Source organism: Ensifer sp. LC11 (genome assembly GCF_001695835.1).
GTDB lineage: Bacteria > Pseudomonadota > Alphaproteobacteria > Rhizobiales > Rhizobiaceae > Ensifer.
The window spans coordinates 90,828-113,806 of sequence record NZ_MBSO01000014.1; the positions used below are offsets into that span (position 1 = coordinate 90,828).

18 protein-coding genes and 2 pseudogenes are annotated in these 22,979 nt (G+C 60.4%); 10 read left to right on the top strand and 10 right to left on the bottom strand.

Going from position 1 to position 22,979, the window contains the following annotated elements; all coding sequences use genetic code 11:
• Positions 1-42: 42 nt before the first annotated feature.
• From BBX50_RS12520 to BBX50_RS12540, 4 genes and pseudogenes are all read right to left on the bottom strand, one after another.
• A pseudogene (locus BBX50_RS12520) lies at positions 43-1,139 on the bottom strand (IS1595 family transposase).
• A gap of 203 nt (positions 1,140-1,342) precedes the next feature.
• Positions 1,343-2,437, bottom strand: a complete 1,095-nt coding sequence (locus BBX50_RS12525) for a GSU2403 family nucleotidyltransferase fold protein (protein ID WP_065775675.1) — start codon at positions 2,435-2,437, stop codon at positions 1,343-1,345.
• A gap of 1,111 nt (positions 2,438-3,548) precedes the next feature.
• Complete coding sequence (locus BBX50_RS12535) at positions 3,549-3,752, bottom strand: hypothetical protein (RefSeq protein ID WP_065775655.1); 204 nt, start codon at positions 3,750-3,752, stop codon at positions 3,549-3,551.
• A 318-nt stretch (positions 3,753-4,070) separates the two neighbouring features.
• Positions 4,071-4,646, bottom strand: coding sequence for an IS630 family transposase (locus BBX50_RS12540; RefSeq protein ID WP_244513141.1), 576 nt, complete (start codon positions 4,644-4,646; stop codon positions 4,071-4,073).
• 411 nt (positions 4,647-5,057) lie between these two features.
• Here BBX50_RS12540 and BBX50_RS29860 point away from each other — a divergent pair, with 411 nt between their 5' ends.
• From BBX50_RS29860 to BBX50_RS12560, 5 genes are all read left to right on the top strand, one after another.
• Positions 5,058-5,363 carry a hypothetical protein gene (locus tag BBX50_RS29860; protein WP_139108288.1) on the top strand — a complete coding sequence of 102 codons (306 nt, stop codon included), beginning with the start codon at positions 5,058-5,060 and terminating at the stop codon, positions 5,361-5,363.
• 1,034 nt (positions 5,364-6,397) lie between these two features.
• Complete coding sequence (gene aspA / locus BBX50_RS12545; protein ID WP_065775656.1) at positions 6,398-7,816, top strand: aspartate ammonia-lyase; 1,419 nt, start codon at positions 6,398-6,400, stop codon at positions 7,814-7,816.
• Between the two features lie 64 nt (positions 7,817-7,880).
• Positions 7,881-9,167, top strand: a complete 1,287-nt coding sequence (locus BBX50_RS12550) for a dicarboxylate/amino acid:cation symporter (RefSeq protein ID WP_065775657.1) — start codon at positions 7,881-7,883, stop codon at positions 9,165-9,167.
• Between the two features lie 139 nt (positions 9,168-9,306).
• The gene (locus BBX50_RS12555) at positions 9,307-11,127 is read left to right on the top strand and encodes an ATP-binding protein (RefSeq protein ID WP_065775658.1); all 1,821 of its coding nucleotides are present in this window, start codon (positions 9,307-9,309) and stop codon (positions 11,125-11,127) included.
• Positions 11,103-12,431, top strand: a complete 1,329-nt coding sequence (locus tag BBX50_RS12560) for a sigma-54 dependent transcriptional regulator (RefSeq protein ID WP_065775659.1) — start codon at positions 11,103-11,105, stop codon at positions 12,429-12,431. The genes BBX50_RS12555 and BBX50_RS12560 overlap by 25 nt, the downstream gene beginning before the upstream one ends.
• Before the next feature lie 117 nt (positions 12,432-12,548).
• Here the strand turns inward: BBX50_RS12560 and BBX50_RS12565 are convergent, their stop codons facing one another.
• From BBX50_RS12565 to BBX50_RS12585, 5 genes are all read right to left on the bottom strand, one after another.
• Complete coding sequence (locus BBX50_RS12565; RefSeq protein ID WP_065775660.1) at positions 12,549-13,457, bottom strand: homocysteine S-methyltransferase family protein; 909 nt, start codon at positions 13,455-13,457, stop codon at positions 12,549-12,551.
• Positions 13,458-13,560: 103 nt separating this feature from the next.
• On the bottom strand, positions 13,561-14,250 hold the full coding sequence (locus tag BBX50_RS12570) for an ABC transporter permease (RefSeq protein ID WP_065775661.1): 690 nt from the start codon (positions 14,248-14,250) through the stop codon (positions 13,561-13,563).
• 12 nt (positions 14,251-14,262) lie between these two features.
• Positions 14,263-14,988: an ABC transporter permease subunit gene (locus BBX50_RS12575; protein ID WP_065775662.1), complete on the bottom strand. Its 726-nt coding sequence runs from the start codon at positions 14,986-14,988 to the stop codon at positions 14,263-14,265.
• 12 nt (positions 14,989-15,000) lie between these two features.
• Positions 15,001-15,774, bottom strand: a complete 774-nt coding sequence (locus BBX50_RS12580) for a transporter substrate-binding domain-containing protein (protein WP_065775663.1) — start codon at positions 15,772-15,774, stop codon at positions 15,001-15,003.
• A gap of 45 nt (positions 15,775-15,819) precedes the next feature.
• A complete protein-coding gene (locus BBX50_RS12585; protein ID WP_065775664.1) occupies positions 15,820-16,599 on the bottom strand; it encodes an ATP-binding cassette domain-containing protein in 780 nt (259 codons plus the stop codon).
• A gap of 161 nt (positions 16,600-16,760) precedes the next feature.
• Between BBX50_RS12585 and BBX50_RS12590 the strand changes: the two genes are divergently transcribed.
• The gene (locus BBX50_RS12590; protein WP_065775665.1) at positions 16,761-17,234 is read left to right on the top strand and encodes an Lrp/AsnC family transcriptional regulator; all 474 of its coding nucleotides are present in this window, start codon (positions 16,761-16,763) and stop codon (positions 17,232-17,234) included.
• Between the two features lie 610 nt (positions 17,235-17,844).
• Here BBX50_RS12590 and BBX50_RS12595 read toward each other — a convergent pair.
• A complete protein-coding gene (locus BBX50_RS12595; RefSeq protein ID WP_065775666.1) occupies positions 17,845-18,867 on the bottom strand; it encodes a LacI family DNA-binding transcriptional regulator in 1,023 nt (340 codons plus the stop codon).
• Between the two features lie 165 nt (positions 18,868-19,032).
• On the opposite strand from BBX50_RS12595, the gene BBX50_RS12600 reads away from it, so the two are divergent.
• The 4 genes and pseudogenes from BBX50_RS12600 to BBX50_RS29865 all read left to right on the top strand — a co-directional run.
• A complete protein-coding gene (locus BBX50_RS12600; RefSeq protein ID WP_065775667.1) occupies positions 19,033-20,559 on the top strand; it encodes a sugar ABC transporter ATP-binding protein in 1,527 nt (508 codons plus the stop codon).
• Between the two features lie 75 nt (positions 20,560-20,634).
• Positions 20,635-21,645, top strand: coding sequence for an ABC transporter permease (locus tag BBX50_RS12605; protein ID WP_065775668.1), 1,011 nt, complete (start codon positions 20,635-20,637; stop codon positions 21,643-21,645).
• Positions 21,646-21,708: 63 nt separating this feature from the next.
• The gene (locus tag BBX50_RS12610) at positions 21,709-22,662 is read left to right on the top strand and encodes a substrate-binding domain-containing protein (RefSeq protein WP_065775669.1); all 954 of its coding nucleotides are present in this window, start codon (positions 21,709-21,711) and stop codon (positions 22,660-22,662) included.
• Between the two features lie 198 nt (positions 22,663-22,860).
• Positions 22,861-22,979: pseudogene (locus BBX50_RS29865) on the top strand (sugar phosphate isomerase/epimerase); the annotation flags it as partial.

Genomic DNA, 22,979 nt, shown 5'->3' on the forward strand with positions numbered 1-22,979 from the left:
GATTGTGGATCGCATAATGTATCGTCGGTAACGCGGCCTTTATCAACCAAAGACAGCTACTGCTGATTTGACGATAATCCCGCCGTCCAGACTTCTGCGCATTTGGCGACCGGTAGCAGCGCGGAAGACCTGCAGCAATTGCAGCGCCGGCGGCACCCGCGACCACATGGTTTTCATGCGTTCCCTGCCATTTCGGGTTTTCCGCACCACCTGGCCCGTCACAATGCGCTGTGACCATCGGAAACCGATCTCGTGGAAATACAGGTCGGCGTGCTGCGGGCTGATATGATGAAAGACGCCGGCAATTGTGCGGCGGACGCGGGAATTGAAACCTTCGACCGAATTGACATGAACGTCGTCACGAACGTATTCGCGGCTGGAATGCTTCACGGTATCATGCCTGGTATAGTTCTCGCCAAGGGCCATGAACGCTGACGCCTCATCGCTCATCAAATAGGCGGCGGGATCGATCTGCGCTTCGGCGGTGCGCGCCGCTGCGCGGAGCGAAAGACCCGTTACCACCGCAGCACGCGCGTCACCGGCCGGAGTGCCGGGTGTGACGTCATCTGGTCGCTGCACGATCACCATGACAGGCGTCTTCTGGGTGTTCGGTAGACTTTTCGGCCTCGTCCAGGCGGTGGATCATCCGGATTTACTCTCGCTCGCCCACCGAGATAGAAATGGTCGATCTCCACCGTGCCATCGAGCATGCGCTCGCGCGCCGCCATGAGACGCAGCGCGTGTCCCATCCGCCAGGCCGTCGGTTGACTCACGCCCAGAGCCTCGGCCAGGCGCGCCGAGGACAAACCTTTATCCGACTGCAGAATAAGCCACATGCCCTTCAGCCAGACACTCAGAGGAAGCTTTGTGGAATGCAGCGGCGTGTGTGTCGTCACCGTAAACTGGAAGCGACAATCGCCGCTGGAGCATTGATAGAGACCCGGACGCGCACGCCGCTTGCCCATATCGCGCCCGGCGATTGCGATCGAGCGCTTGTAACCACAGGCAGGGCAAACTCTTCCGGCCGGCCATACCATGCTTTCCAGCAATCGCCGACACTGCTCCTCATCGCGAAACGCCACGATCATATCTTCCGCGGTCCGAATGTTGGTTAGCGCTGCAAGCATCGTTTCCGACATTCTCATCTCCCCCGGATCATGCCCGAAGAATCGCACGGCAATCCCTAGACAGCAAGACTATTGCTGTCTTTGGTTGATAAAGGCCATGTATCGTCAGGAACCTTGTTCACCGAAAAATGCTGATTTGGTGGAATCGTTCTTTATATCCTCTAACGCTTCCTGCTCGATACGGCGTCCACGCGGACCTTGCGACGCCGGGGAAGTCATTTTGAATGATCATCTGGTCTCAACTTCTCTAAATCGGGCATCTTCGATCCCAGCGCTTTACCGAGCGCCTTCACGCCTTTGGCAGGCAGCCTCAAGAGGCCGACGCAAAGCCCTTCCTTCCACGAATCTCCACGATCCCATGCCTCTTGCCAGGCATCGGCCAGTTCGTATTCGTGGCGCGTCTCCACGAGGGCCTCGAATAGTAACGAGGCCTGTGTCAGGTCTTTGTCCGATTTCACGCGTCCGAGGGTGTCCGTGAGCCGTCTTGAGGCCACTATGAGCTTATGGACGGCATACCGCTCGGGAGCGGGGACTAGGACGTTCACGCCTTCCCGGAAGAGGAGTACCGTTCTGACGGGCTCGTAGATCAGGAAGTCCAGGAACCGCAGGTTTTCCGCCGACGCGCCGCCGAGGGCAGGCATGGGCGACGGCTTGCCTGTGTATTCGTCCGACCCCCGGTTTCCCGTCAGGAACTCCACCCGGTAGCCCCGGCCATTCTGGAAGGCGACGATTTTCGCTTTGTCCGCCTGATGCGGTACGGCCCGGAAGTCGGGATCGACGGACTGGAGGATATCCAGAATTGGGGGAAGGCTGTCCTGCACGCCGGCGGAAATCGCGAAGTCCTGCGCGAAGTCCGCGTCGCCTGTCTGCATGGCCGACGAAGGGAGACGAACGCCGAGCATCCCCGCATAGGTGCTGAATGCCACTGACCCTATCAGGACCGCACGCAGCCGGAACAATCCGGCGTCGGCAAGCGCCTTTGTGATGTCACCCGCGAAGGTGTCGGGACCGGGGAGGCCGGCGCGACGCAGCGTGCTCACCATGCGTCTGCGCTCCCGGAGATCGTCCTTGATCTCCTTGTGGGCCTTCACCCGTGCCGCGATCTCTTCGTCGCTTTCTGGGCCGACATAGCTTCGCTTGTATTTACCGTCGCCAGTTGGGAGGTCGAAATACCAGTAATTGCGCTCTTTGACGGTCACGGTCACGAACCATCCCTCCATCGGAAAGTCCGCCAGAAACTGACCATCGAGCGTACGCTGCGTAAGTTCCGCGAACATTGTCCGATAGCTGATGTCAATCTCTCTCATCATTGGCATTGTCCTTTTGAAAGCGCCGGCAAGTGCGGCGATCTCCCTGAGGCGCGCCATACAAGTCGTCTTCGCTCATCTCAATCACGGTTATAAGGTTCTGCCAACAGCTTATAACGGTCTTGCTGGCTGTCAATGTTATAAGTTTTTGCCAAGAACTTATAACGTGGCGGCGACGCGGCATCACGTAGGCCTGCGCTTGCGCGTAGGGCTCGTAGGCGTTCAAGAGAAGCCTGTGCGTGCAAGTGGGCTGCCCGCTGAAGGCGACGCATTCCGACGATGGGCGAAGCGAACATCGCGGCGGCAGGCAGGACCGAATCCCTAGTCCAAAGCCGCGGGGATCGGGCCAGTCGGGACGTCTACTTTTTCCGTCAACGGGACCTGAGACAGCCTGCGTCAGAAACACACAGCGCAGTTGATTGCCGGCCAATGTCAGTAAAGCAATCGGGCTCGTATCGTTCCCGGAATTTTCGGCGTCAACGGGCACCACCCGCGCTGACATTCTTCCACTTCCCAAGCGATGCAGCGCTCGTCAGGGGATGCCGGCCGCCCAATGCTTCCTCAAAGTGGACTTCCTAACAACCAACAATCCGCCAGTCGGCGCTACGGATGAGGTCGGAAACCCGGCTATCCCCGGCAACGCCAATCCCGCCGATCAGCCAAGGCCATTTCCGTGGACCATCGTCTTCGACAATAATCCGCCCGGGCACTGGAGCATCGCACGAAACGAGATTTCAAACGCGATGACCAACGCCGTAGCGAGAAGCGTGGTAGTATCTGGCTTTTGGAGCCTTGCGACAGCGGTCGGTTCCAGCGTGACCGTGGTAAACGGAAACCTTTGGAGGTGCAGCGCGCGCAATAGGCCGTTCATCGTCGGCCGCGCGGTTCCGAGGCGCTGTTTATGCGGTGGTTCGGAGCGAAGGTGGAGAAGGAAGGGTAATTTCGCAAAAGCGTCGCAGAAATGCGAAAGCGCGCTTGTTTGGGCCAAGCGCGCTCAAAGCGAACGATCTAATGAGGGGTGCCGGCGCCCTCGATCGAACCATAAGAATATAGTACCAAAGCCGGTCACGAACAATGGAACAGTCGACGGCTGCTTTCTGGGATCCGTCGCTCGTCAGATTGTCCTCATCATCTCCCAAATCTGGGCCGGGTCCTGGTGGCCGGTCTGGTGAAGCACGATAATCCTCTTGGCGAGTTCCTCCGCCTCCTTGCTGCCGACCGATAGGTTGCGCTCCTCCAGCGCCTTGTGGAGCACGTCTTCAAGCATCGCCAGTTCGTCAGGATGGATGGGAAAATCAAAACTATTGAAGTGATGCATGGCTGATCTCCTCTCCCAGGGGTAAATCTGCTTGCCGAGACAGTCTACGCGCTTTTGAAGAGCGTGCGAGCGGCAAACCTACCTTGCTGCCGATGGGAATCTTAGCCATGAATTTGGCCGCACGCGATGGGGCGTCGGCGGCGGGGTGTTGTAGCGGCGTTGGACAGGCGGTCGGGACTTCCCTGCGGCGATCAAATCACGAGGGCACTGCAACGGGAAAGCATCGCCATGAAGAAGTGGGGACCGTAGGGCTTTCGGGTAGACAGCGGCTGCCCGCCTCAACTTTTCTATTAAGAGATCAGCTAAAGCGTGTCGCATTTAATCGGCCTCATATCCGGCCGCATTGAAGTAGTTTCTGCATTCTGTAACGGAGAAGAGATTGCAGATGTCGCCGAGGGCATCGGCGATAGTGTCGAAACTGCGCGCGGCCCGCTTGCGCAACAGCGCCTTGAGCTTGGAGAAGGCCATCTCGATCGGGTTGAGGTCGGGTGAATAGGGTGGCAGGAAGAGAAGCCATGCGCCTTTCGCCTTGGCCATCTGCTCGGCTCGCTGGCTTTTGTGGAAGCCGACGTTGTCGAGAATGACGACATCGCCGGGCGACAGCGTCGGCGTGAGTTGCGTTTCGATCCAGGTCTCGAAGATGCGCCGGTTCATCGGCGCATTGACGATAAAGGGCGCAACCATCTCATGCGACCTCAGGCCGGCGATGAAGGTCTGCGTCTTCCACGAGCCGAAGGGGGCGTGGGTGCGATAGCGCTGCCCTTTTGGTGACCAGCCGCAGCGCTTGGTCAGCTTCGTATTGGTCGACGTCTCGTCGATAAAGATCAGCCGCGCCAATGCCTTGTTGAAGAAGCGTCGGCGCCGCCTGATCCAGAGCTCACGCGCCCGCGGCAATAGCCGCTGTTGACGTCGCAGGAGAAGTTTGAACTCTGGGACCCACCCAATCTGCTCGCCGCTTGTGCGGCCGTTGCCGTGAGCGCTAGCGCTGCGAAAAGAATGATCATCTTCATTGCCCGCGTCCCTCGAAGTCATCACGAATTTCGAAGCCGCTCACAGATGGCGCCGGCGCATTCTTCCTTGGAAGGAACGCGCCTGAGACGTATCTGCGGCCCGCGAGCGACCATTTATTGTCAATGCAGACCTGTCTATTGGTTCCACTTACATCGACTGCAGTGCACGTAAACATGCCGTTGTCTGTGCATTTCTTCGCAGTCGCCCCCGCTATCCATGAATATTCATGTTTGCTAACATAACATGTCTATTCAGGTCGGTCGATGCAGATCCGACCGCGACGGGGAGGGAAAAATGAAGAAGGTCGTTTTAGTGCTATTCGTGGCTGTTCTGATGCACGATCCATCGGAAGCCGCCACGCGAAAACTGCAGGGATCGTCGCTTGGCTTCAGCTGCGATGTGAATACCAACCAGTGCACGTGCACAGGCACTTGGGACGGCGCCGACTGCAAAGCTATGAACGACAAGGTCTGCACCGGGGACTCCGGAGTCTTATGCAGCCCGGTGGGCTGCACCTGCAAAATGCGTCTTACCGCAGGGCCGAAACCTCGTATTGATCGAGTTCCGATCGGTGGCGCCAAGCAATTGGCTCCGAATTAGACCAACACTGTAACGGTTATGCCCAGGACGTTGAATTGGGCCAAGAATGAACGCATTGTTCGCGAGGGTTCAGACTCCGAGATCTTCATGAAGGGGCTGGATCGCATAGTGTATCGAGGGGAACTCGGACACCGGCGCGTCACGTTGGCTGACAGCTAGTCGGATCCGACTGCGCACATGATCCTCATATCGATTAACTCCGATGGCGCCGCTGGCCTTCACCCGCCCCCGCTCGAGGGATCGCCGTTCGAGGCCATTGTCGGATTGACTGCCCGTCCCGCGAGAAGCCTCGGCAGAGCTTGAACCCCTTGAGGATCCGCGACATCGCATCTTATACGAAACCCTGGCGCGCTATGTTTACGAAGGCAAGTCTGTTGCCCGCACTGCAAAAGCGCTATCAATCCACGCAAACACGCTTTACCAACGGCTTCAACGGGTCGAGGCACAGACTGGTCGTAGAATTGCCGATGCAGCTGATTTCACACTACTGAGCCTCGCCTGCCAGCCTCACGCTGACTACTCAGGCGGAGCATCGTATTCCAATGCAAACCGGTGAGTGGCCTTTGTTCCATCTTCGGTCGCCGCCTCCGCCTGATGTGCTGCCACACCATCGCAAGCCTCAAGAGACTGATCGAAATCAGTGACCATCGCATTCTTCGAATGCGATCTCCATGCTCACTCGTGCCTGGGACGCTCGCTCGGCAGCGTCGGCAACGTCCTTATCAGCCAGGATTTCTCAAAAGCCGTATGGGGCTCACCTGTGATAATTGCCGTCCAACGGAGGCGGAAGATTCCGCGTGCGCAAGGATCAACAGTAAGTTTCGCGTCAATGCGCTTGGATCATTCGGATTTCCGAACGCGTTCGCCACGCTCCATCCGGAAATCCGAATTTGATCGCACGACAGGGCAAACAGGATAGTTTGATTTCAACGGCTTAGCGCCGACTCTCTCGCCGGGCCCAATTGGCACGCGTGTTGCTCTCTTCAGGTAGTACTCGCTCGACAGCGGGTGGACGGAGAGGAGCGAAGCGCCCGATGACAGTTGACTTAAGCCGTACAGAGCATGACTTGCTCGGGGATCGTGAGGTCCCTATGGATGCCTATTACGGTGTTCACACCCTGCGTGCCGTCGAAAACTTCGCGGTGACCGGCATTCCGATTTCCCATTATCCGGACCTGATCCGCGCGCTCGCACAGATCAAGATGGCCGCAGCGCGGGCCAATCTGCAGCTGGGGCAACTGGATGCCGAGCGGGCCGAGGCGATTGTTGCCGCCTGCCGGGAAATCGCAGCCGGTGCGCTCAACGATCAGTTCGTCGTGGATGTCATCCAGGGTGGTGCCGGCACCTCCACCAACATGAACGCCAATGAGGTGATTGCCAACCGGGCGCTCGAGGTTTTGGGGCGCGTCCGCGGCGACTACCGGCACCTTCATCCAAACGAACACGTCAACCTTGGCCAATCGACCAACGACGTCTATCCGACCGCGCTTAAGCTTGCGACTTACAACGGCATTTCTCGGTTGATCGATGCGATGGCCTATCTCCGGGCGGCGTTCGAGCGCAAGGCAGGCGAGTTCCACGACATCCTCAAGATGGGCCGCACTCAGCTGCAGGACGCGGTGCCGATGACGCTGGGTCAGGAGTTCTCCACCTATGCGGTGATGCTGGGCGAAGACGAGCAGCGGCTCCGTGAGGCCGCACTGCTTATCCGCGAGATCAACCTCGGCGCCACTGCCATCGGCACGGGCATCACAGCCCATCCCGACTACGCGTCTCTGGTTTGCCGCCTCGTGGCGGAAATCAGTGGCGTGCCGGTGATCACGGCGCCCAATCTCATCGAAGCCACACAGGATTGCGGCAGCTTTGTCCAGCTTTCAGGTGTTTTGAAACGTGTGGCCGTCAAGCTTTCTAAGGTTTGCAATGACCTTCGTTTGCTCTCCAGCGGCCCGCGAGCGGGCTTCGGCGAAATCAACCTGCCGCCGCGCCAGGCCGGCTCCTCGATTATGCCGGGCAAGGTCAATCCGGTTATCCCGGAACTCGTGAACCAAATCGCCTTCGAAGTCATCGGCAACGACCTGACCGTAACCTTCGCCGCAGAGGCAGGCCAGCTGCAGCTAAACGCCTTCGAACCGATCATCGCCCACAGCCTCTTCAAGAGCATCGGTCACCTTAGCCAGGGGTGCCTGATCCTCGCCGACAAGTGCGTTGACGGCATCACCGCAAACCGCGAGCGCCTGGAGGCAAGCGTGCTGGGATCGATCGGCATCGTCACCGCGCTCAACCCGATCATAGGCTACGCCAATGCGACCGAGGTCGCAGCGGAAGCGCACCGGACCGGAAGAGGTGTCGCCGAGCTCGTGGAAGCGCGCGGTCTGATGACGGCGGAAGCGCTTGCCGAAGCCTTGCGCCCCGAGGCGCTGACAAAACCGCGCCCGATTACAGCGCGCGCCTGAACCACTCAACGATTGACTGAAAATCCGCCCGGACGGGCCGGGCGGAGGGAGGAAGGAGATTATCATGAAGATAAACAAGCAGACGACCTGGATCGTCATCGCAATGATCCTCGGGGTCGTCGTCGGCTATGGCTGCAACGTATTGTCGGGCAGCCCGGCCGCGGCCAAGGACATCGCCGGCTATTTTGCAATGGTGACCGACATTTTCCTGCGGCTGATCAAGATGATCATCGCGCCGCTGATTTTCACCACGCTCGTCGCCGGCATGGCCGGCATGGGCGACGCCCGCACTGTCGGGCGCATCGGCGGCAAGGCACTTGGCTGGTTCCTGATGGCGTCGCTCGCGTCGCTGGCGATCGGCCTCGTCTTCGCAAACCTTTTCCAGCCCGGCGCCAATGTCGGCGTGGCGCTTCCCGATGTCTCGGCCTCGGCCGACCTGAAGACGTCGTCGCTCAATCTCAAGGACTTCATCACCCACGTATTCCCGCGCAACATCTTCGAGGCGATGGCGAACAACGAGATCCTCCAGATCCTGGTCTTCTCGGTGTTCTTCGGTCTTGCTCTCGGTAGTCTGAAGGACACGAAGGCCCGCGCTCTGATCGAAGTCATCGAAGGCGCCGTCCCGGTGATGCTGAAGGTGACGGACTATGTGATGCGTTTCGCACCGCTCGGCGTCTTTACCGCGGTCGCCAACGTCGTCACCGTCCAGGGCCTCGGCATCCTGATGGTCTACGGCAAGTTCGTCGGCAGCTTCTATGCGACGCTCGTCGTGCTCTGGGCCGTGCTGATCGGTGCCGGCTTTCTGGTGCTCGGTAAAAGCGTATTCCGTCTGGTCCGGGAAGTGCGCCAGCCAATGCTCGTCGGCTTTTCGACCGCTTCCAGCGAAGCGGCCTATCCGCGCGTGATGGAGAAACTGGAAGACTTCGGCGTCAAAGAGCGCGTCATCGGCTTCGTACTGCCGCTCGGCTATTCCTTCAACCTCGATGGCTCGATGATCTATACGGCCTTCGCGGCTCTGTTCATCTCCCAGGCATACGGCCTGCCGCTCACGTTGGAGCAGCAGATCGTCATGTTGCTCGTGCTCATGGTTTCGAGCAAGGGCATCGCGGGGGTACCGCGCTCCGCATTGGTCGTCGTTGCCGCTGTGCTCCCGATGTTCAATCTTCCTGAGGCAGGTGTGCTCCTGATCATGGGCATCGACCACTTTCTTGACATGGGACGGACCGCGACCAACGTGCTCGGCAATGCGATCGCCACCACGGTCGTCGCCAAGTGGGAAAACGCGCTTGAAATCCCGGACGAGGACGAAGCGGAAAAGCGCCTGCGCGAACGGCTGGTTGCGGCCGAATAGGACATCCAAGATCGTCCGCCCGCTTTCTCCTTGGGGAGACGGGCGGACAACCGCATGCTCGCCCGTCTTTTCTCGATGTGGTAGGGAGCCGGATCAACAACGCCGTTACGGACATGTGCGTCCGCTACCCATTGCTCCCATGTCTATCGCCTCGCTCGTTCGTAAATATGGTTTGCTGCTGCCCGGCCTCCTCGCGGTCGCGCTTACCGTCGGTGTTTTCGTGCTCCGCATCAACGAGAATCTGGGACTGGCGGAGCTCCAAAGAACGGGAACCCAGCGTCTCGAACTCTACGCCACCAGCCTGAACAGGCAGATCGACAAATATGCCTACTTCCCCGCCACACTCGGGCTGGAGAGGGATGTCATCGATCTGGTTGCCCATGGAAAACCAATCACCGACACCGTCAACCGCTATCTCGAACAGCTCAACCAGCGTGCAGGCACGCTCTCGATCTACTTGCTGGACCGTCGCGGACAAGTGACCGCCGCCAGCAATTGGAACCGGCCGGACAGTTTTATCGGAGAGGACCTTTCCTACCGCTCCTACTTCACCGACGCCATGCGACGTCGGCCCGGCCGACTTTTCGGCATCGGCATCACCCGCGGCGAGCCCGGTTACTATCTCTCGTCGCCTTTGCTCGCGGACGGCGAGGTTGAGGGCGTAGCCGTGGTCAAGGTCAGCCTTGAACAGTTGGAGCAATCCTGGGCGACCGTCGAAGTGCCCGTCATCGTCACTGATCAGAATGGTGTCGTCATCCTCGCGTCCGTACCGTCTTGGAAATTCACGACGCTGCGTCCGCTGCCTGATGCGGAACGACGGCGGTTGGAGCGCAGTCTTCAATACAACGCCCGTCCGCTTCCTTCGCTCGGTCTGACGCGCGAGCAGGCTTTCGGCGAAAATGCCGTCCGCGTACGGCTCGCGCCGCCGGCGGACGTTGACGGCAGCTCCAAGCTGTCAGGCAATTTCCTGGCGCAGACCGCCCCGATGGGCGACACCGGCTGGTCGCTGACGGTGCTCTCCCCCGTCAGCGGGATCAATGCGATTGCCTGGACACGCGCTGCCCTTGCAGCAGTTGCCAGCGCTTTCATTGGCATCGTGCTGATGCTCCTCAACCAGCGGCGACAGCATCTGCATGATCGGTTGCGGGCACGCGAGGCGTTGCAACGCGCCCACGACGAATTGGAACGCAAGGTAGATGAGCGGACACGGACGTTGCGCGCGGCGCAGGATGAGCTCGTCCATGCCGCCAAGCTGGCAACGATCGGCCAGATTTCCGCCGGCCTCGCTCATGAAATAAACCAGCCACTGGCGGCACTGCGCACGCTCTCCGGCAATGCGATCAAGTTCCTCCGACGGGGTGATCTCGCGACAGCCGAAGACAATCTCGATCGCATCGGCAGCATCGTCGACGGGCTCGGCACTGTCACCAACCAGCTCAAGTCCTTCGCCCGCAAGTCCTCTGGCACGGCAGATCCGGTCGATGTCCGACGCGCGCTCGACAACGCCTTGTTCCTTTTGGACCAGCGCCTGCGCCACGCGAACGTTGCCGTATCCATCGAGGTCGAGGCCGGTCAGGCAACGGCTCTGTGTGATGCCAACCGCCTGGAGCAGGTCATGGTCAACCTCATAGCCAATGCACTGGACGCGATCGACAACAGACCGTCACGGACGCTGCGTCTGCGCGGCCGGCGCGAGCATGCGCGCATCGTCATCGAGGTTCATGATGATGGGCCTGGGCTGCCGGAGCATGTGCGCGAGCACCTCTTCGAACCGTTTTTCACGACGAAGGAAAGCAATAGGGGCCTGGGGCTCGGCTTAGCCATTTCGTCGGAAATCGTGCACCATTTCGGTGGAACGCTGACGGGGGCGAACCATCCCGAAGGCGGCGCCGTCTTCGTCGTCACTCTTCCCGCAGCCGGTATCGGAGAAACGCCATGGACGACAACCTCAAGGTCCTGATCGTCGAGGACGAGCCGAACGTCCGCCTCGGGTGCCGGCAGACGCTCGAGCTCGAAGGCATGGAGGTCGTGGCGGTAGACAGCGCTGAGAACGCCCGCCGGTTCGTTCGCGCGGATTTTCCAGGTGTTGTCGTCACCGACATCCGCCTGCCGGGCGATAACGGAATGGCGCTCATGCATGATTTTTTGCAAAAGGACCCTGACATACCGGTTGTGCTGATGACCGGACATGGCGACGTTTCGCTGGCAGTCCAGGCGATGAAGGACGGAGCCCACGACTTCATCGAAAAGCCGTTCTCGCCCGACTACTTCGTTGAAGTCGTGCGTCGGGCGCTTGAGAAACGCAAGCTGACGTTGGAGGTGCGCGCGCTGCGCGCGCAACTGGAAAACAGGCAAGCGACGGCTAGCCGGATCATCGGACAATCCTCGGCCATCGAGCGCGTACGCTATCTGATCGGCGAACTCGGCAATAGCGCAGCCGACGTGTTGATCCAGGGCGAGACAGGGACCGGCAAGGAGCTCGCGGCGCGCTGCCTGCATGATGCTAGCGCAAGGCGGAACGGCAATTTTGTTGCCATTAATTGCGGTGGTGTCCCTGAGAACCTTTTCGACAGCGAAATATTCGGCCATGAGCCTGGTGCCTTCACCGGTGCCGCCAAACGCCGGATAGGCAAAATCGAGTATGCCAATGGCGGAACGCTGTTTCTCGACGAGATCGAGAGCATGCCGATGGCCATGCAGGTCAAACTGCTTCGAGTTCTGCAAGAACGCACGCTCGAACGTCTTGGATCGAACAGCCCGATCACCGTCGATTGCCGTGTCATTGGGGCCACTAAAGTCGACCTGGCAACGCTTGCCGAAAAGGGAGAGTTCCGGGCGGACCTCTATTATCGACTGAATGTCGCCACGCTGCCTTTGCCGCCATTGCGCGAACGGCGCGAGGATATAGGCCTCCTCTTCGAGCAGTTTGCTCTGGAGGCAGCATCGCGTCACGAGCGCGGTGAACTTGCGCCGGACGTCGAACGAACCCAGCGATTGCTCGCTTACAATTGGCCCGGCAACGTGCGCGAGTTGCGCAATGTCGCCGAACGCTGCGTGCTCGGCATAGCAGCGGGCTTCCCGCCATTCGGCGGGGCAACCGATCCGTCCCCCCGGCCCTTGGCAAGAACCGTTGAAGACTTCGAGCGAGCTCTAATTGCCGACGCTCTCAGCCGCAATGGCAACAGCTTGGCTCGAGCCAGTGAGTATTTGCTGGTGCCAAAGGCGACCCTGCACGACAAAATCCGGAAGTACGGTTTGACGTGACGCTGATTTGTCCCCACCAGAGCCATTCCAGGAAAAGTGCGAAGCGGATTTCCGTTCGGAATTGCGTAAGAATGAGGTGGCGGCGCGCCTGCATGGCGAACCGCCGCTCCCCCGGCACTAGCGTAGGAGCGTCTTGCCAAGGCGGTGGATATGGGCAGCGCCGATGCCGCAGCAGCCGCCAATGATCGTGGCGCCGGCTTCGGCCCACGAGCAGGCAAAACGCGAATAGGCGTCGTCGTTCAGGTCGTCGCGCGTCTCGTGCAGGCCCTCATTGGCAGCCGATTCACCCTGGTCTCCTTCAAAAGCATTGGCATAAACGCCGATTTCGATCTGGGCGTCTGTCTTTCGGAACACCCTTGCTGCCGTCTCCACCGCTACCTGCATGACCTCGGGCTTGCTGCAATTGAATAGGAAGCCCTCCGCGCCGGATGATATCGCCCAGGACGCGGCCGCCTCGACGCTGTCGCCGGAGCGAAGCCTCGGTTCGCTACTTTCGATATCTGCCTCGTCATCCGCCAATGTGAAGGAAATCCAGAACGGCTTGCCCGATGCCGCCACCGCCTCGCGGACGGCCTCGCCCTCGGCGATCAGGCTCAAGGTCTCGCCGAGCCATATGTCGACGAAGGGATCGAGGTTTTCGACCAGCACTTTGAGATAGTCCTGCACCCGCGCAGGCCGGAAATTCTGCGGCTCGTAGGAACCGAAGATCGGCGGCAGCGAGCCGGCGACCAGCACCTTGCGATCGGCAACGGCATCGGCCGCTTCGCGCGCCAGGCGACCAGCGAGACGGATCAGTGCCGGCCCCTCCTTCTGAAACCGCTCCTCGCCGATATGGAACGGCACGAGCGCATAGCTGTTTGTCGTAATGACCTGCGAACCGGCGGCGATGAACTCCTTGTGCACCTCGCGGACGATATCCGGCGAATTGATCAGCGCCAGGGCTGACCATTCCGGCTGTTTCAACTCGGCGCCTAGCCGCATCAGCTCGCGACTCATGCCGCCGTCAAGAATTCGCATCGTGCTCATGAAGAGGTCTCCATTTGGGCGCCGCGCCGTCACCAGCAGTCGGCTTTTCGTTACAAAGGTGTGAGGTGTGCGTTGATCGCTCCGACAGCTCTTTCTGATCGGCCTAACGACGAACCGGCACCTGCGCTTCGAGACCTCGAAAGACGCGGGCAATGACTGCGGTCAGGGCGAGATAGAAGAGGGTGACGACGAGCAGCGGTTCGTAGACCAGCAGCGTGTCCTGACGGACCTTGCTGGCCACGGCGTAGAGATCCATCACCGTGACCGTGAAGGCGAGCGGCGTCGCCTTGAGCTGCATGACGATCTCTCCGGCAATGGTCGGCAGGGCAATGCGGATGGCGCGCGGCAGCCAGATGCGGCGGATCAGCTTCCAGGGCGACAGGCCGAAGGCCTGGCCCGCTTCAAGCTCGCCCTTGGGCACGGCAAGCAGAGCACCGCGCAAAACCTCCGCCTCATAGGCCGCATAGTTCAGCGTGAAGCTTACGGCGGCGAAAAAGAAGCCTTCGCGCAGGATCGGCCAGAAGAGGCTCTGGCGGATGCCGGGGACCATAGGCAGCAGCGAGCCGACGCCGTAATAGAGAAGCCACAGCTGGATCAGCAGCGGCGTGCCGCGGAAGAAGGTGCAATAGCCGCGGGCCAGCAGCCGCGTCAGCCTGCCACCGCTGACCTGCGCGAAGGCGAGTCCGACGGCGATCACGAAGCCGAACGCCACGGAGATGACGAGCAGTGACACGGTCTGCCAGGCGCCGGTCAGAAGAAGCGGCCAGTAGGAGGAAATCCAGGTGAAACTCATGGAGCGCTTTCTTCAGGCAAGGCGCGGCTGCCCTCGCCGCACCCGCCCTTCGATTAGCTTGAAGGCGACGTTGGAGACGAGCGTGATGGCGAGGTAGAGAAAGGCGGAAGCGAGGAAAAACACGAAATAGTGTTTGGTGCTTGCCCCGGCGAGGCGGGTGGCGAGCGCCAGTTCCTGGTAGCCGACGACCGCGACCAGCGCGCTGTCCTTGGTGATCGACATCCACAGATTGGCAAGCCCCGGCAGCGCGTTCGGCAAGAGCGCTGGCAACAGGACGCGGCGAAACCGCAGCGCAGGCCTCATGCCGAAGGCCTTGGCCGCCTCGATCTGACCCGTGGGAATGGCGAGAATCGCACCGCGCAGCACCTCCGTCATATAGGCGCCCTGAACGAAGCCGAGCACGGCGACGGCCGCGACAAAGCCGTTCACATCGATCGGCGGCAGTTCCAATGCCGCCAGCAGCCGGTTGAGGCCGTCGGTGCCGGCATAATAAAGCCCGACTATCAGGATCAGCTCGGGAACCGCGCGAATGACCGTGGTGTAGAGATCGAGCAACAGGCGAAGTACGCGGTTGCCGGAAAGTTTTCCGAGCGCGCCGCCCGTGCCGAGCAAAACGCCGACCGCGAAGGCGCAGGCCGAGATGGCGACCGTGGAGACCGCACCTGCCAAAAGAACACCGCCCCATCCCGGAGGGTAGGGAGACAGCAGGTCCAGAATGCCTTGTTGCGTGGTCGCCATCTTCCGGGCCGCTTACTTCGCGCCGTAGATATCGAAGTCGAAGTACTTCTTGGTGATGGCGTCGTACTGGCCGTTGGCCCGAATCGCGGCGATCGCAGTATTCAGCTTGGCTTTCAGCTCTGTATCTTCCTTGCGCAAGCCGCCCGAAACGCCGGCTCCAAGAATTTCCTTGTCGTCGGCGACGTCTCCCATCTTGGCGCAGCAATCCTTGCCGCCGTCGCTTTTGAGGAACGCATCGAGCGCCAGGGAATCACCGAAGACGTAGTCGATACGGCCGGAGGCCAGATCCTGGAAAGCCTCGTCGAGGGTCTGGTAGGTCTTCTCCTCGGCCGAGTCTGCAAAATACTTCTTGTAATATTCAGACTGGATCGTCGACACTTGGATGCCGATGGTCTTGCCCTTGACGTCTTCGGCGGTGGCGCCCGGCTTCTGGTCCTTGGGGCCGATCAAGGTGCTCGGCGTGTTGTAATACTTGTCGGTGAAGTCGATCACCTTCGAGCGTTCTGCGGTGTTCGACATCGACGACCAGATCACGTCGAACTTCTTGCTCTGGAGTGCCGGAATGAGACCATCCCAGGAAATGTCGACGATCGAGCATTTCTCCTTCATCTCTTCGCAGACGGCGTTCATCAGATCGATTTCCCATCCGTGCCACGCACCTGAGGCGTCCTTGGCGAAGAAGGGCGGATAGGATTCGTTCATGACGCCGAAGCGGACTTCGGCCTGCGCGGTGGCGGCGGAAAGCGCAAGGGCCGCGCCGGCGAAAAGCATGGGAAGCAGTTTCATTCGCAGGATTCTCCTGGTTCGTGTGCTGTCGATGATGGATGCGCATCAGTGGGCGCTGAGACGGGCAAATTCCCGGCAGCGGGCGCTGACGGGCGAGCCGAAGACTTGCTCGGGCGGGCCTTCCTCCTCGATCAGCCCCTGATGCAGGAAGAGAACGCGGCTGGAGACATCTCGGGCGAAGCGCATTTCATGCGTGACGATCAGCATGGTGCGGCCTTCTTCCGCGAGATCGCGGATGACTTTGAGGACCTCGCCGACCAGCTCCGGATCGAGCGCCGATGTCGGCTCGTCGAACAGCATGACGGCAGGATCGATGCAGAGCGCCCGCGCGATCGCCGCGCGCTGCTGCTGGCCACCGGAGAGGAAGGCGGGATAGGCATCGCGCTTATCGAAGAGCCCAACCTTGTGGAGCAGGACTTCGGCCTTTTCGATCGCCTCCCGGCGAGGAACGCCCAGGACATGCATCGGCGCCTCGATGACGTTTTCCAGCACGGTTCTATGAGCCCACAGATTGAAGCTCTGAAAGACCATCCCAAGCCCCGTCCGTAGCCGCTCGATCTGCCGCCAGCTCTGCGGATGCAGCCGCCCACCGCGGCCGGGTTTCAGCGCGACTTCCTCGCCATTGACGGCAATACGTCCGCGGTCGGGCGTTTCCAAGAAATTGATGCATCTGAGGAAGGTGCTCTTGCCAGAACCCGACGAGCCGATAATGGAGATGACATCGGACTTGTGAGCCTCGGTCGAGATACCCTTGAGAACCTGTTGCGAGCCGAAGCTTTTATGGAGATCTTCGACGCGAAGAGCAGGAAAGGGTTGATCCGACATGCGTGGTTCCGGCTGAACTGAAGTTGCGAAGAATAATGATAAATTGCGCGGTTTTTTCGCGCAATTTCCATCTCTTTTGCATATTCTATGCAAAATAATCTTTTTCGCGCGGCGAACACGGCAGAATGCAGCTGCGCGGAGAGTTCGAAGTGGACAGGACAATGGAACAACTGGATCGTTTTGACCGCGACATTCTCGATATCGTTCAGCGCGACTGCCAGCTGAAGGCCGAAGCGATTGCCGAGCGGATCGGCCTGTCGGTCTCGGCCGTGCAGCGGCGGTTGAAGCGGCTGCGCGAGGAGGGGATCATCAAGGCCGAGGTCGCCGTGGTCGACCGGAAGGCGACGGGAACATCGATGGTGTTCATCGTCGGCATGGAGATCGAGCGGGACAATTACGACGCGCTGGCGAAGTTTCGTGTTTGGGCGGAGAAGCAGGATCATATCCAGCAGGTTTATTACGTCACCGGCGCCGTCGATCTGATCGCGATCGTCACCGCCCGCGACGTCGAGCATTATGACGACATCGCCGCCCTGATCATGGCGGAAAACCCGCAGATCCGGCGCATGCATACCAATGTAGTGCTGCGGGACATTAAGCTTGGATTGTTCGTGCCCCTGGCCGCGAATCCTTGAGGATAAATGGTCTGGCGGATGCCTGGGCCACGCCGGACTTTCGTTATGGAAGGTGTCGAGGCGCCGGTTCTATTCCGTTCAAGGCGAAGGATAGAAGGCATCCAGACTGGGCGAAATGTTGCCGGCTTCCAGTCGTCTCAGTCGGATGGAGAGTTCGCGTCACTGCCTTTGATCTGAACGCCCGGGACGCGGCAAGAACGGATTTTCGGCGCCTCAATTGGGGCCGAGCGCGGACTGGTAGGTCCCCGCAAGGCGACCCGCAGAAGTGTCAGTGGGCGACAATGTCTCGGCAAATTGCGGGCATGCAATCTTTCCTTGCCAGAGGGTGAAGGGATCGGCGATCGGTCGGCGTCCTGATCGGTGGTTTCGCCCACACGGGCGGGGGCATTTTTATCGGCGATGTCAGGCGGCGCTGAGTCTCTTCTCGCAGCGCAGCAGCATGCCGTAGAGGTCGCGGGGGCTCGTCGGGTACCAATGGAAGGAGTTTAGCAGGCCAGGCGCGCCAATCGGTACTAACGGGTGCTACAGCGCAAATTCAACGGGGCGGGTTCGGCTGACGCCGTCTGAGGATACCGCCTCAGCGGCGATCACCCCGTCGGCACGGATAAGATCAGCGTTTTTTCCCGCCAGGCGGAGGGCCAACGGAGTTGCGCACGACCAGGTCGGGTCTCAGCAGGATCTCGGTTTCGGGGGCAGCACGGTCTGAAAGCATAGCGAGGAGCAACGCCATCGCGTGCTTGCCGATTGCGGTGCGTGGCTGGCGGACCGTGGTCAGAGAAGGGGTCATGAAGCTTGCTTGCGGGATGTCATCGAAACCGGTCACTGAAAAGTCGTCCGGTATTTCGTAGCCACGAGCCTTGAGGCCAAGCGCGACACCAAGCGCGGTCTGATCATTGACACACATGAAGGCTGTCGGAAGATCGTCGCGCATGAAGAGTTGCTCCAGCGCCAGTCGGCCGCTTTCAACCGTCCCATCGCCCTCTAGGACCAGATTCGAGGGGATGCCGGCTGCGGCAAGTCCCGCCTCGTATCCCAAGCGGCGTCGACGATAGGCAAGACGCGTGTTGGAGTCTCCGATGAATGCGATCCGGCGGTGGCCTTCGGAAATGAGCAGATCGACGGCTTTGCGTGCGCCTTCGACGTCATCAACCCCGACATAGGGAATGCCCCCATTGAAGACGGGTTCGAACACGCCGACACTCGGAGGCAGGCGGGCTGTCACGGCCTGATGGCCGAAGGGAAGGATGCCGGTGAACAGGATCAGCCCGGCGGCCTGGTAGGAATTGAAGAACTTGAGGTACTCCAGTCCGCGTTGCGCATCGTTCTGGGTATGGCCGATCAGCACGCCGTAGCCGTGAGCGCGCGCTTCGTTTTCAAGGCCGACCAGAATACTCGAAAAATTCGGGTCGCCGATGTCGGGTGCGACCACGAGAATCATGTTCGACCGCCCCAGCCTCAGGCTGCGCGCCATCGCATTGGTGGTGTAGCCGGTGATCGCGATCGCCTGATTGACCTTGAGCCGCGTTGATTTGGCAACCTTCTCCGGCATGTGAATGGCCCGCGAAACGGTCGCGATCGACACTTCGGCGATCCGGGCGACGTCTTCGATAGTTGCAGGCGTGGAATTGGACACTCGGTTGGCCTCGGGCTTTGTTGCGAGGACACTACACAGACTTGCTCGACGATCAAACGCCGCGAGGCAAAAAAATTCTCGATCGATGATCATGTAAACCTTTACAGTCGCCAGTGTAAAGGTTTACATCACCGAGAAAGCGGTGGAGGCCGCAGGGAGGGGAATATGAAAACGGAGGTCGTCGACGGCGCTCCCGTCGTGCTGTCTGCACGCCGCATCAGCAAGTCGTTCAGCGGCGTGCAGGTGCTGTTCAGCGTCGATTTCGAGCTGCGCCAAGGCGAGATTCACGCGTTGATGGGCGAGAACGGCGCCGGCAAATCCACGCTTGTCAAGATTCTCTCCGGTTTTGAACAGCCGACCTCGGGCGAGATCCTGTTCGACGGCAAGTCGGTGAAGCTGCCGCCCAATGGAGCCGCGGAAGCGCTCGGCATCGTCATGATCCATCAGGAATTCAACCTGGCCGAACATCTCACGGTCACTGAGAGCCTTTTTCTCGGTCGCGAGGTAACTCGTTTCGGCGTCCTCGACCGCAAGTTCATGCGTGCGGAAACGCGCCGTGTTCTCGACCTTCTCGGCTCGCATGTCGACGAGCGCGCGATGATCGGCTCTTTGTCGATCGCCGAAAAACAGATGGTCGAAATCGCCAAGGCCATCAGCCGTGACGCGCGGGTCGTCTTCATGGACGAGCCGACGGCCGTGCTCTCGCGCGAGGAAACGAACTTCCTGTTCCGGCTCGTGCGCAAGCTGCGCGACAAGGGCACGAGCTTCGTCTTCGTTTCGCACAAGCTCGATGAGGTCATGGAATTGACCGACCGCGTGACCGTGCTGCGCGACGGCCAATGGATCAAGACGGCGCCCACGTCCATCCTCGACGGCGAGGCGATCGCCCAGCTGATGGTCGGCCGCGAACTTTCGAGCCTTTATCCTGCCAAGACCGAACCCGACGTCGACGAGGAGGTCGTGTTGCGGGTGAATTCCGTATCGACCGGCTATGTCCGGGATGCGAGCTTCGAGGTCCGTCGCGGCGAGATTCTCGGCTTTTCGGGGCTGATCGGCTCAGGCCGAACGGAATTGATGGAAGCGATCGTCGGGCTGCGTTCGCACCTGACAGGCGAGGTGCTGGTTCGTGGCCAGCCGGTGCCGTCAGGTGATGTCCATGCGGTCAACAAGGCCGGCCTCGCCTACATGACCAAGGACCGGAAGGCCAAAGGGCTGTTGCTCAATGCCGGCATGATGGCGAATCTGACGCTGCAGTCGCTCGGCCGGCATAGCCGTCTAGGCTATCTCGATCCCGCGAGCGAGGATGCGGCTCTGGTCAGGGCACGCCGCCGCTTCGACATCCGCGTCAGGGACGACAGGATAGTCGCCGGGCGCATGTCCGGTGGCAACCAGCAGAAGCTGCTTCTCGCCAAGGTGATGGAAACCGATCCTGGCATCATCATCATCGATGAGCCGACGCGCGGCATCGATGTCGGCACCAAACAGCAGATCTATCACTTCATCTCGGCGCTTGCCCGGGATGGCCGGGCGATCATCGTCGTCTCGTCCGAAATGCCCGAAATCATCGGACTTTGCAGCCGCGTGGTGGTCATGCGCGAGGGGCATATCGCCGGCATTCTCGAGGGCGACGAGATCTCCGAGCAGGAGATCATGCGCTACGCGGCCGGGCTGAAGAAGAAGACGGCCGCTTGAGCCCACACCGGGCAGCCCGTTGGGGCGCCGACATCATGGATAAGCCCGACAGATGGGACGGAGGTTCGATTGGATATGAGCGTGAACCAGGAAAGCGGCCAGGAGGCGATCCGCCGTCGCAGCTGGCGTGACATCGATCTGAGGGCCGTGGCGCCGTTCGTTGCGCTGGCGCTGCTGTTACTTGTCGGAGCGTTGGTCAATCCGAACTTCATCAGCATCAACAACCTCGCCAATGTCGCAACGCGCAGCGCCTTCATTGCGATCATCGCCGTCGGTGCAACCTTCGTGATTTCGTCCGGGGATCTCGATCTCTCCGTTGGCGCCATGGTCGCCTTCATCGCCAGCCTGATGATCCTGTTCATGAATTCCGGCGTCATCGCCGATCCGGTACTGATGCTGCTGGCTGCGATCCTCTTTACCATCGTCGCCGGCGCGCTCTGCGGCCTCACCAACGGTCTGATCACGACCGTCGGAAAGATCGAGCCGTTCATCGCGACGCTCGGCACCATGGGCATCTATCGCGGGTTGACCACGTGGCTTTCGCAGGGCGGAGCGATCACGCTCAAGGAGCCGCAACTTCAGGAGATGTACCGTCCCGCGTATTTCGGCACGATCGCCGGCGTGCCGGTTCCGATCGTCGCCATCCTTGCGGTGACTGCCGTGGCTGCCTTCATCCTCTATCGCACGCGCTACGGCCGCCATGTCGTCGCCGTCGGATCCAACCGCGACGTCGCGCGCTATTCTGGCATTTCCGTCAATCGCGTACGCACCATCGCCTTCGTCATCCAGGGCCTGTGTGTCGCCGCCGCCGTTCTCCTCTATGTGCCGCGCCTCGGTTCGACCTCGGCGACGACGGGCATCCTGTGGGAGCTGCAGGCGATTACCGCCGTCGTCGTCGGCGGCACGGCGCTGAAAGGTGGCGCGGGGCGCGTATGGGGCACGATCTGCGGCGCATTCATCCTCGAACTGGTCGGCAACATCATGCTGCTGTCCAACTTCATCAGCGAATACCTGATCGGCGCCATCCAGGGTGCGATCATCATCATTGCGATGCTCGTCCAGCGCTCGCTGGTGCGGAAATCGTGAGACGGCCGGGTCCACAGGTCTCCCGGCCTTCAACAGGCTGACCTGATATTTGGGAGGAACTTAATGCGTAAGAAGCTATTCGGCCTGACGCTCGCAGCCATGACCGCGCTTGCCGGCGTGTCGCATGCACAGGAGGAAAAGAAAGTGACGATCGGCGTGTCGATCCCGGCGGCCGATCACGGTTGGACCGCCGGCGTGGTCTTCCATGCCGAACGGGTCGCCAAGGTCTTGATGGAGCGCAATCCGGGCCTGAACGTTATCGTCAAGACCTCGCCGGATCCGGCAAGCCAGGCCAACGCCGTTCAGGACCTCGAGACGCAGGGCATCGACGCTCTCGTCATCCTGCCGACCGATCCGGATCCGCTGGTCAATGCCATCAAGGAAGTGAAGGGTAAGGGGACCTTCGTCGCCCTGGTTGACCGTGCGCCGAGCGTCAACGACAACTCCGTGCGCGATCTCTATGTTGCCGGCAACAACCCGGCCCTCGGCCAGGTCGCTGGCGAATACATCAAGGCAACGACCCCGGACGCTGAAGTCGTCGTCATCCGCGGCCTGCCGATCCCGATCGACCAGCAGCGCCAGGACGGTTTTGACAAGGGCATCGAGGGTTCGAACGTCAAGGTCCTCGACCGCCAATACGGCAACTGGAATCGCGACGATGCCTTCAAGGTCATGCAGGACTATCTGACCAAGTACCCGAAGATTGATGTCGTCTGGTGCCAGGACGACGACATGGCTGTCGGCGTATTGCAGGCCATCGAGCAGGCAAAGCGCACTGATATCCAATATGTCGTTGCCGGTGCCGGCTCGAAGGAAATGATCAAGAAGGTCATGGACGGAGACAAGATGATCCCGGTCGACGTGCTCTACCCGCCGGCGATGGTCGGTACCGCGCTCGAAATGACGGTCGCCAACTTCTATGGCCAGGTTCCGGTTCGCGGGGTTTACACGATCGACGCCACCCTCGTGACCAAGGACAATGCGAAGGACTTCTACTTCGCGGATTCGCCATTCTGATCCAGAATTGAGGCAGAGACGGCCCGCAGAGTTGGCGTGGGCCGCCTCGGCCTGTCGAATTCAATCTGCGCAAAGCGGCGCATGAGGGCCAAGATCGGCCATCCTGACATTTCCGGTCCCGTCGTCCTGCGCCCATGGAGGGCATCGCAGGCGTCCTTCGATTGTCCGGGACCTTTTTTCAACGGAAGGAGACGAGACATGAAGACCATCAAGGGGCCAGGGCTCTTTCTTGCGCAATTTGCCGGCGATGCGGCGCCATTCAACTCCTGGGACGCGATCACCAAATGGGCGGCGGACTGCGGCTACAAGGGCGTACA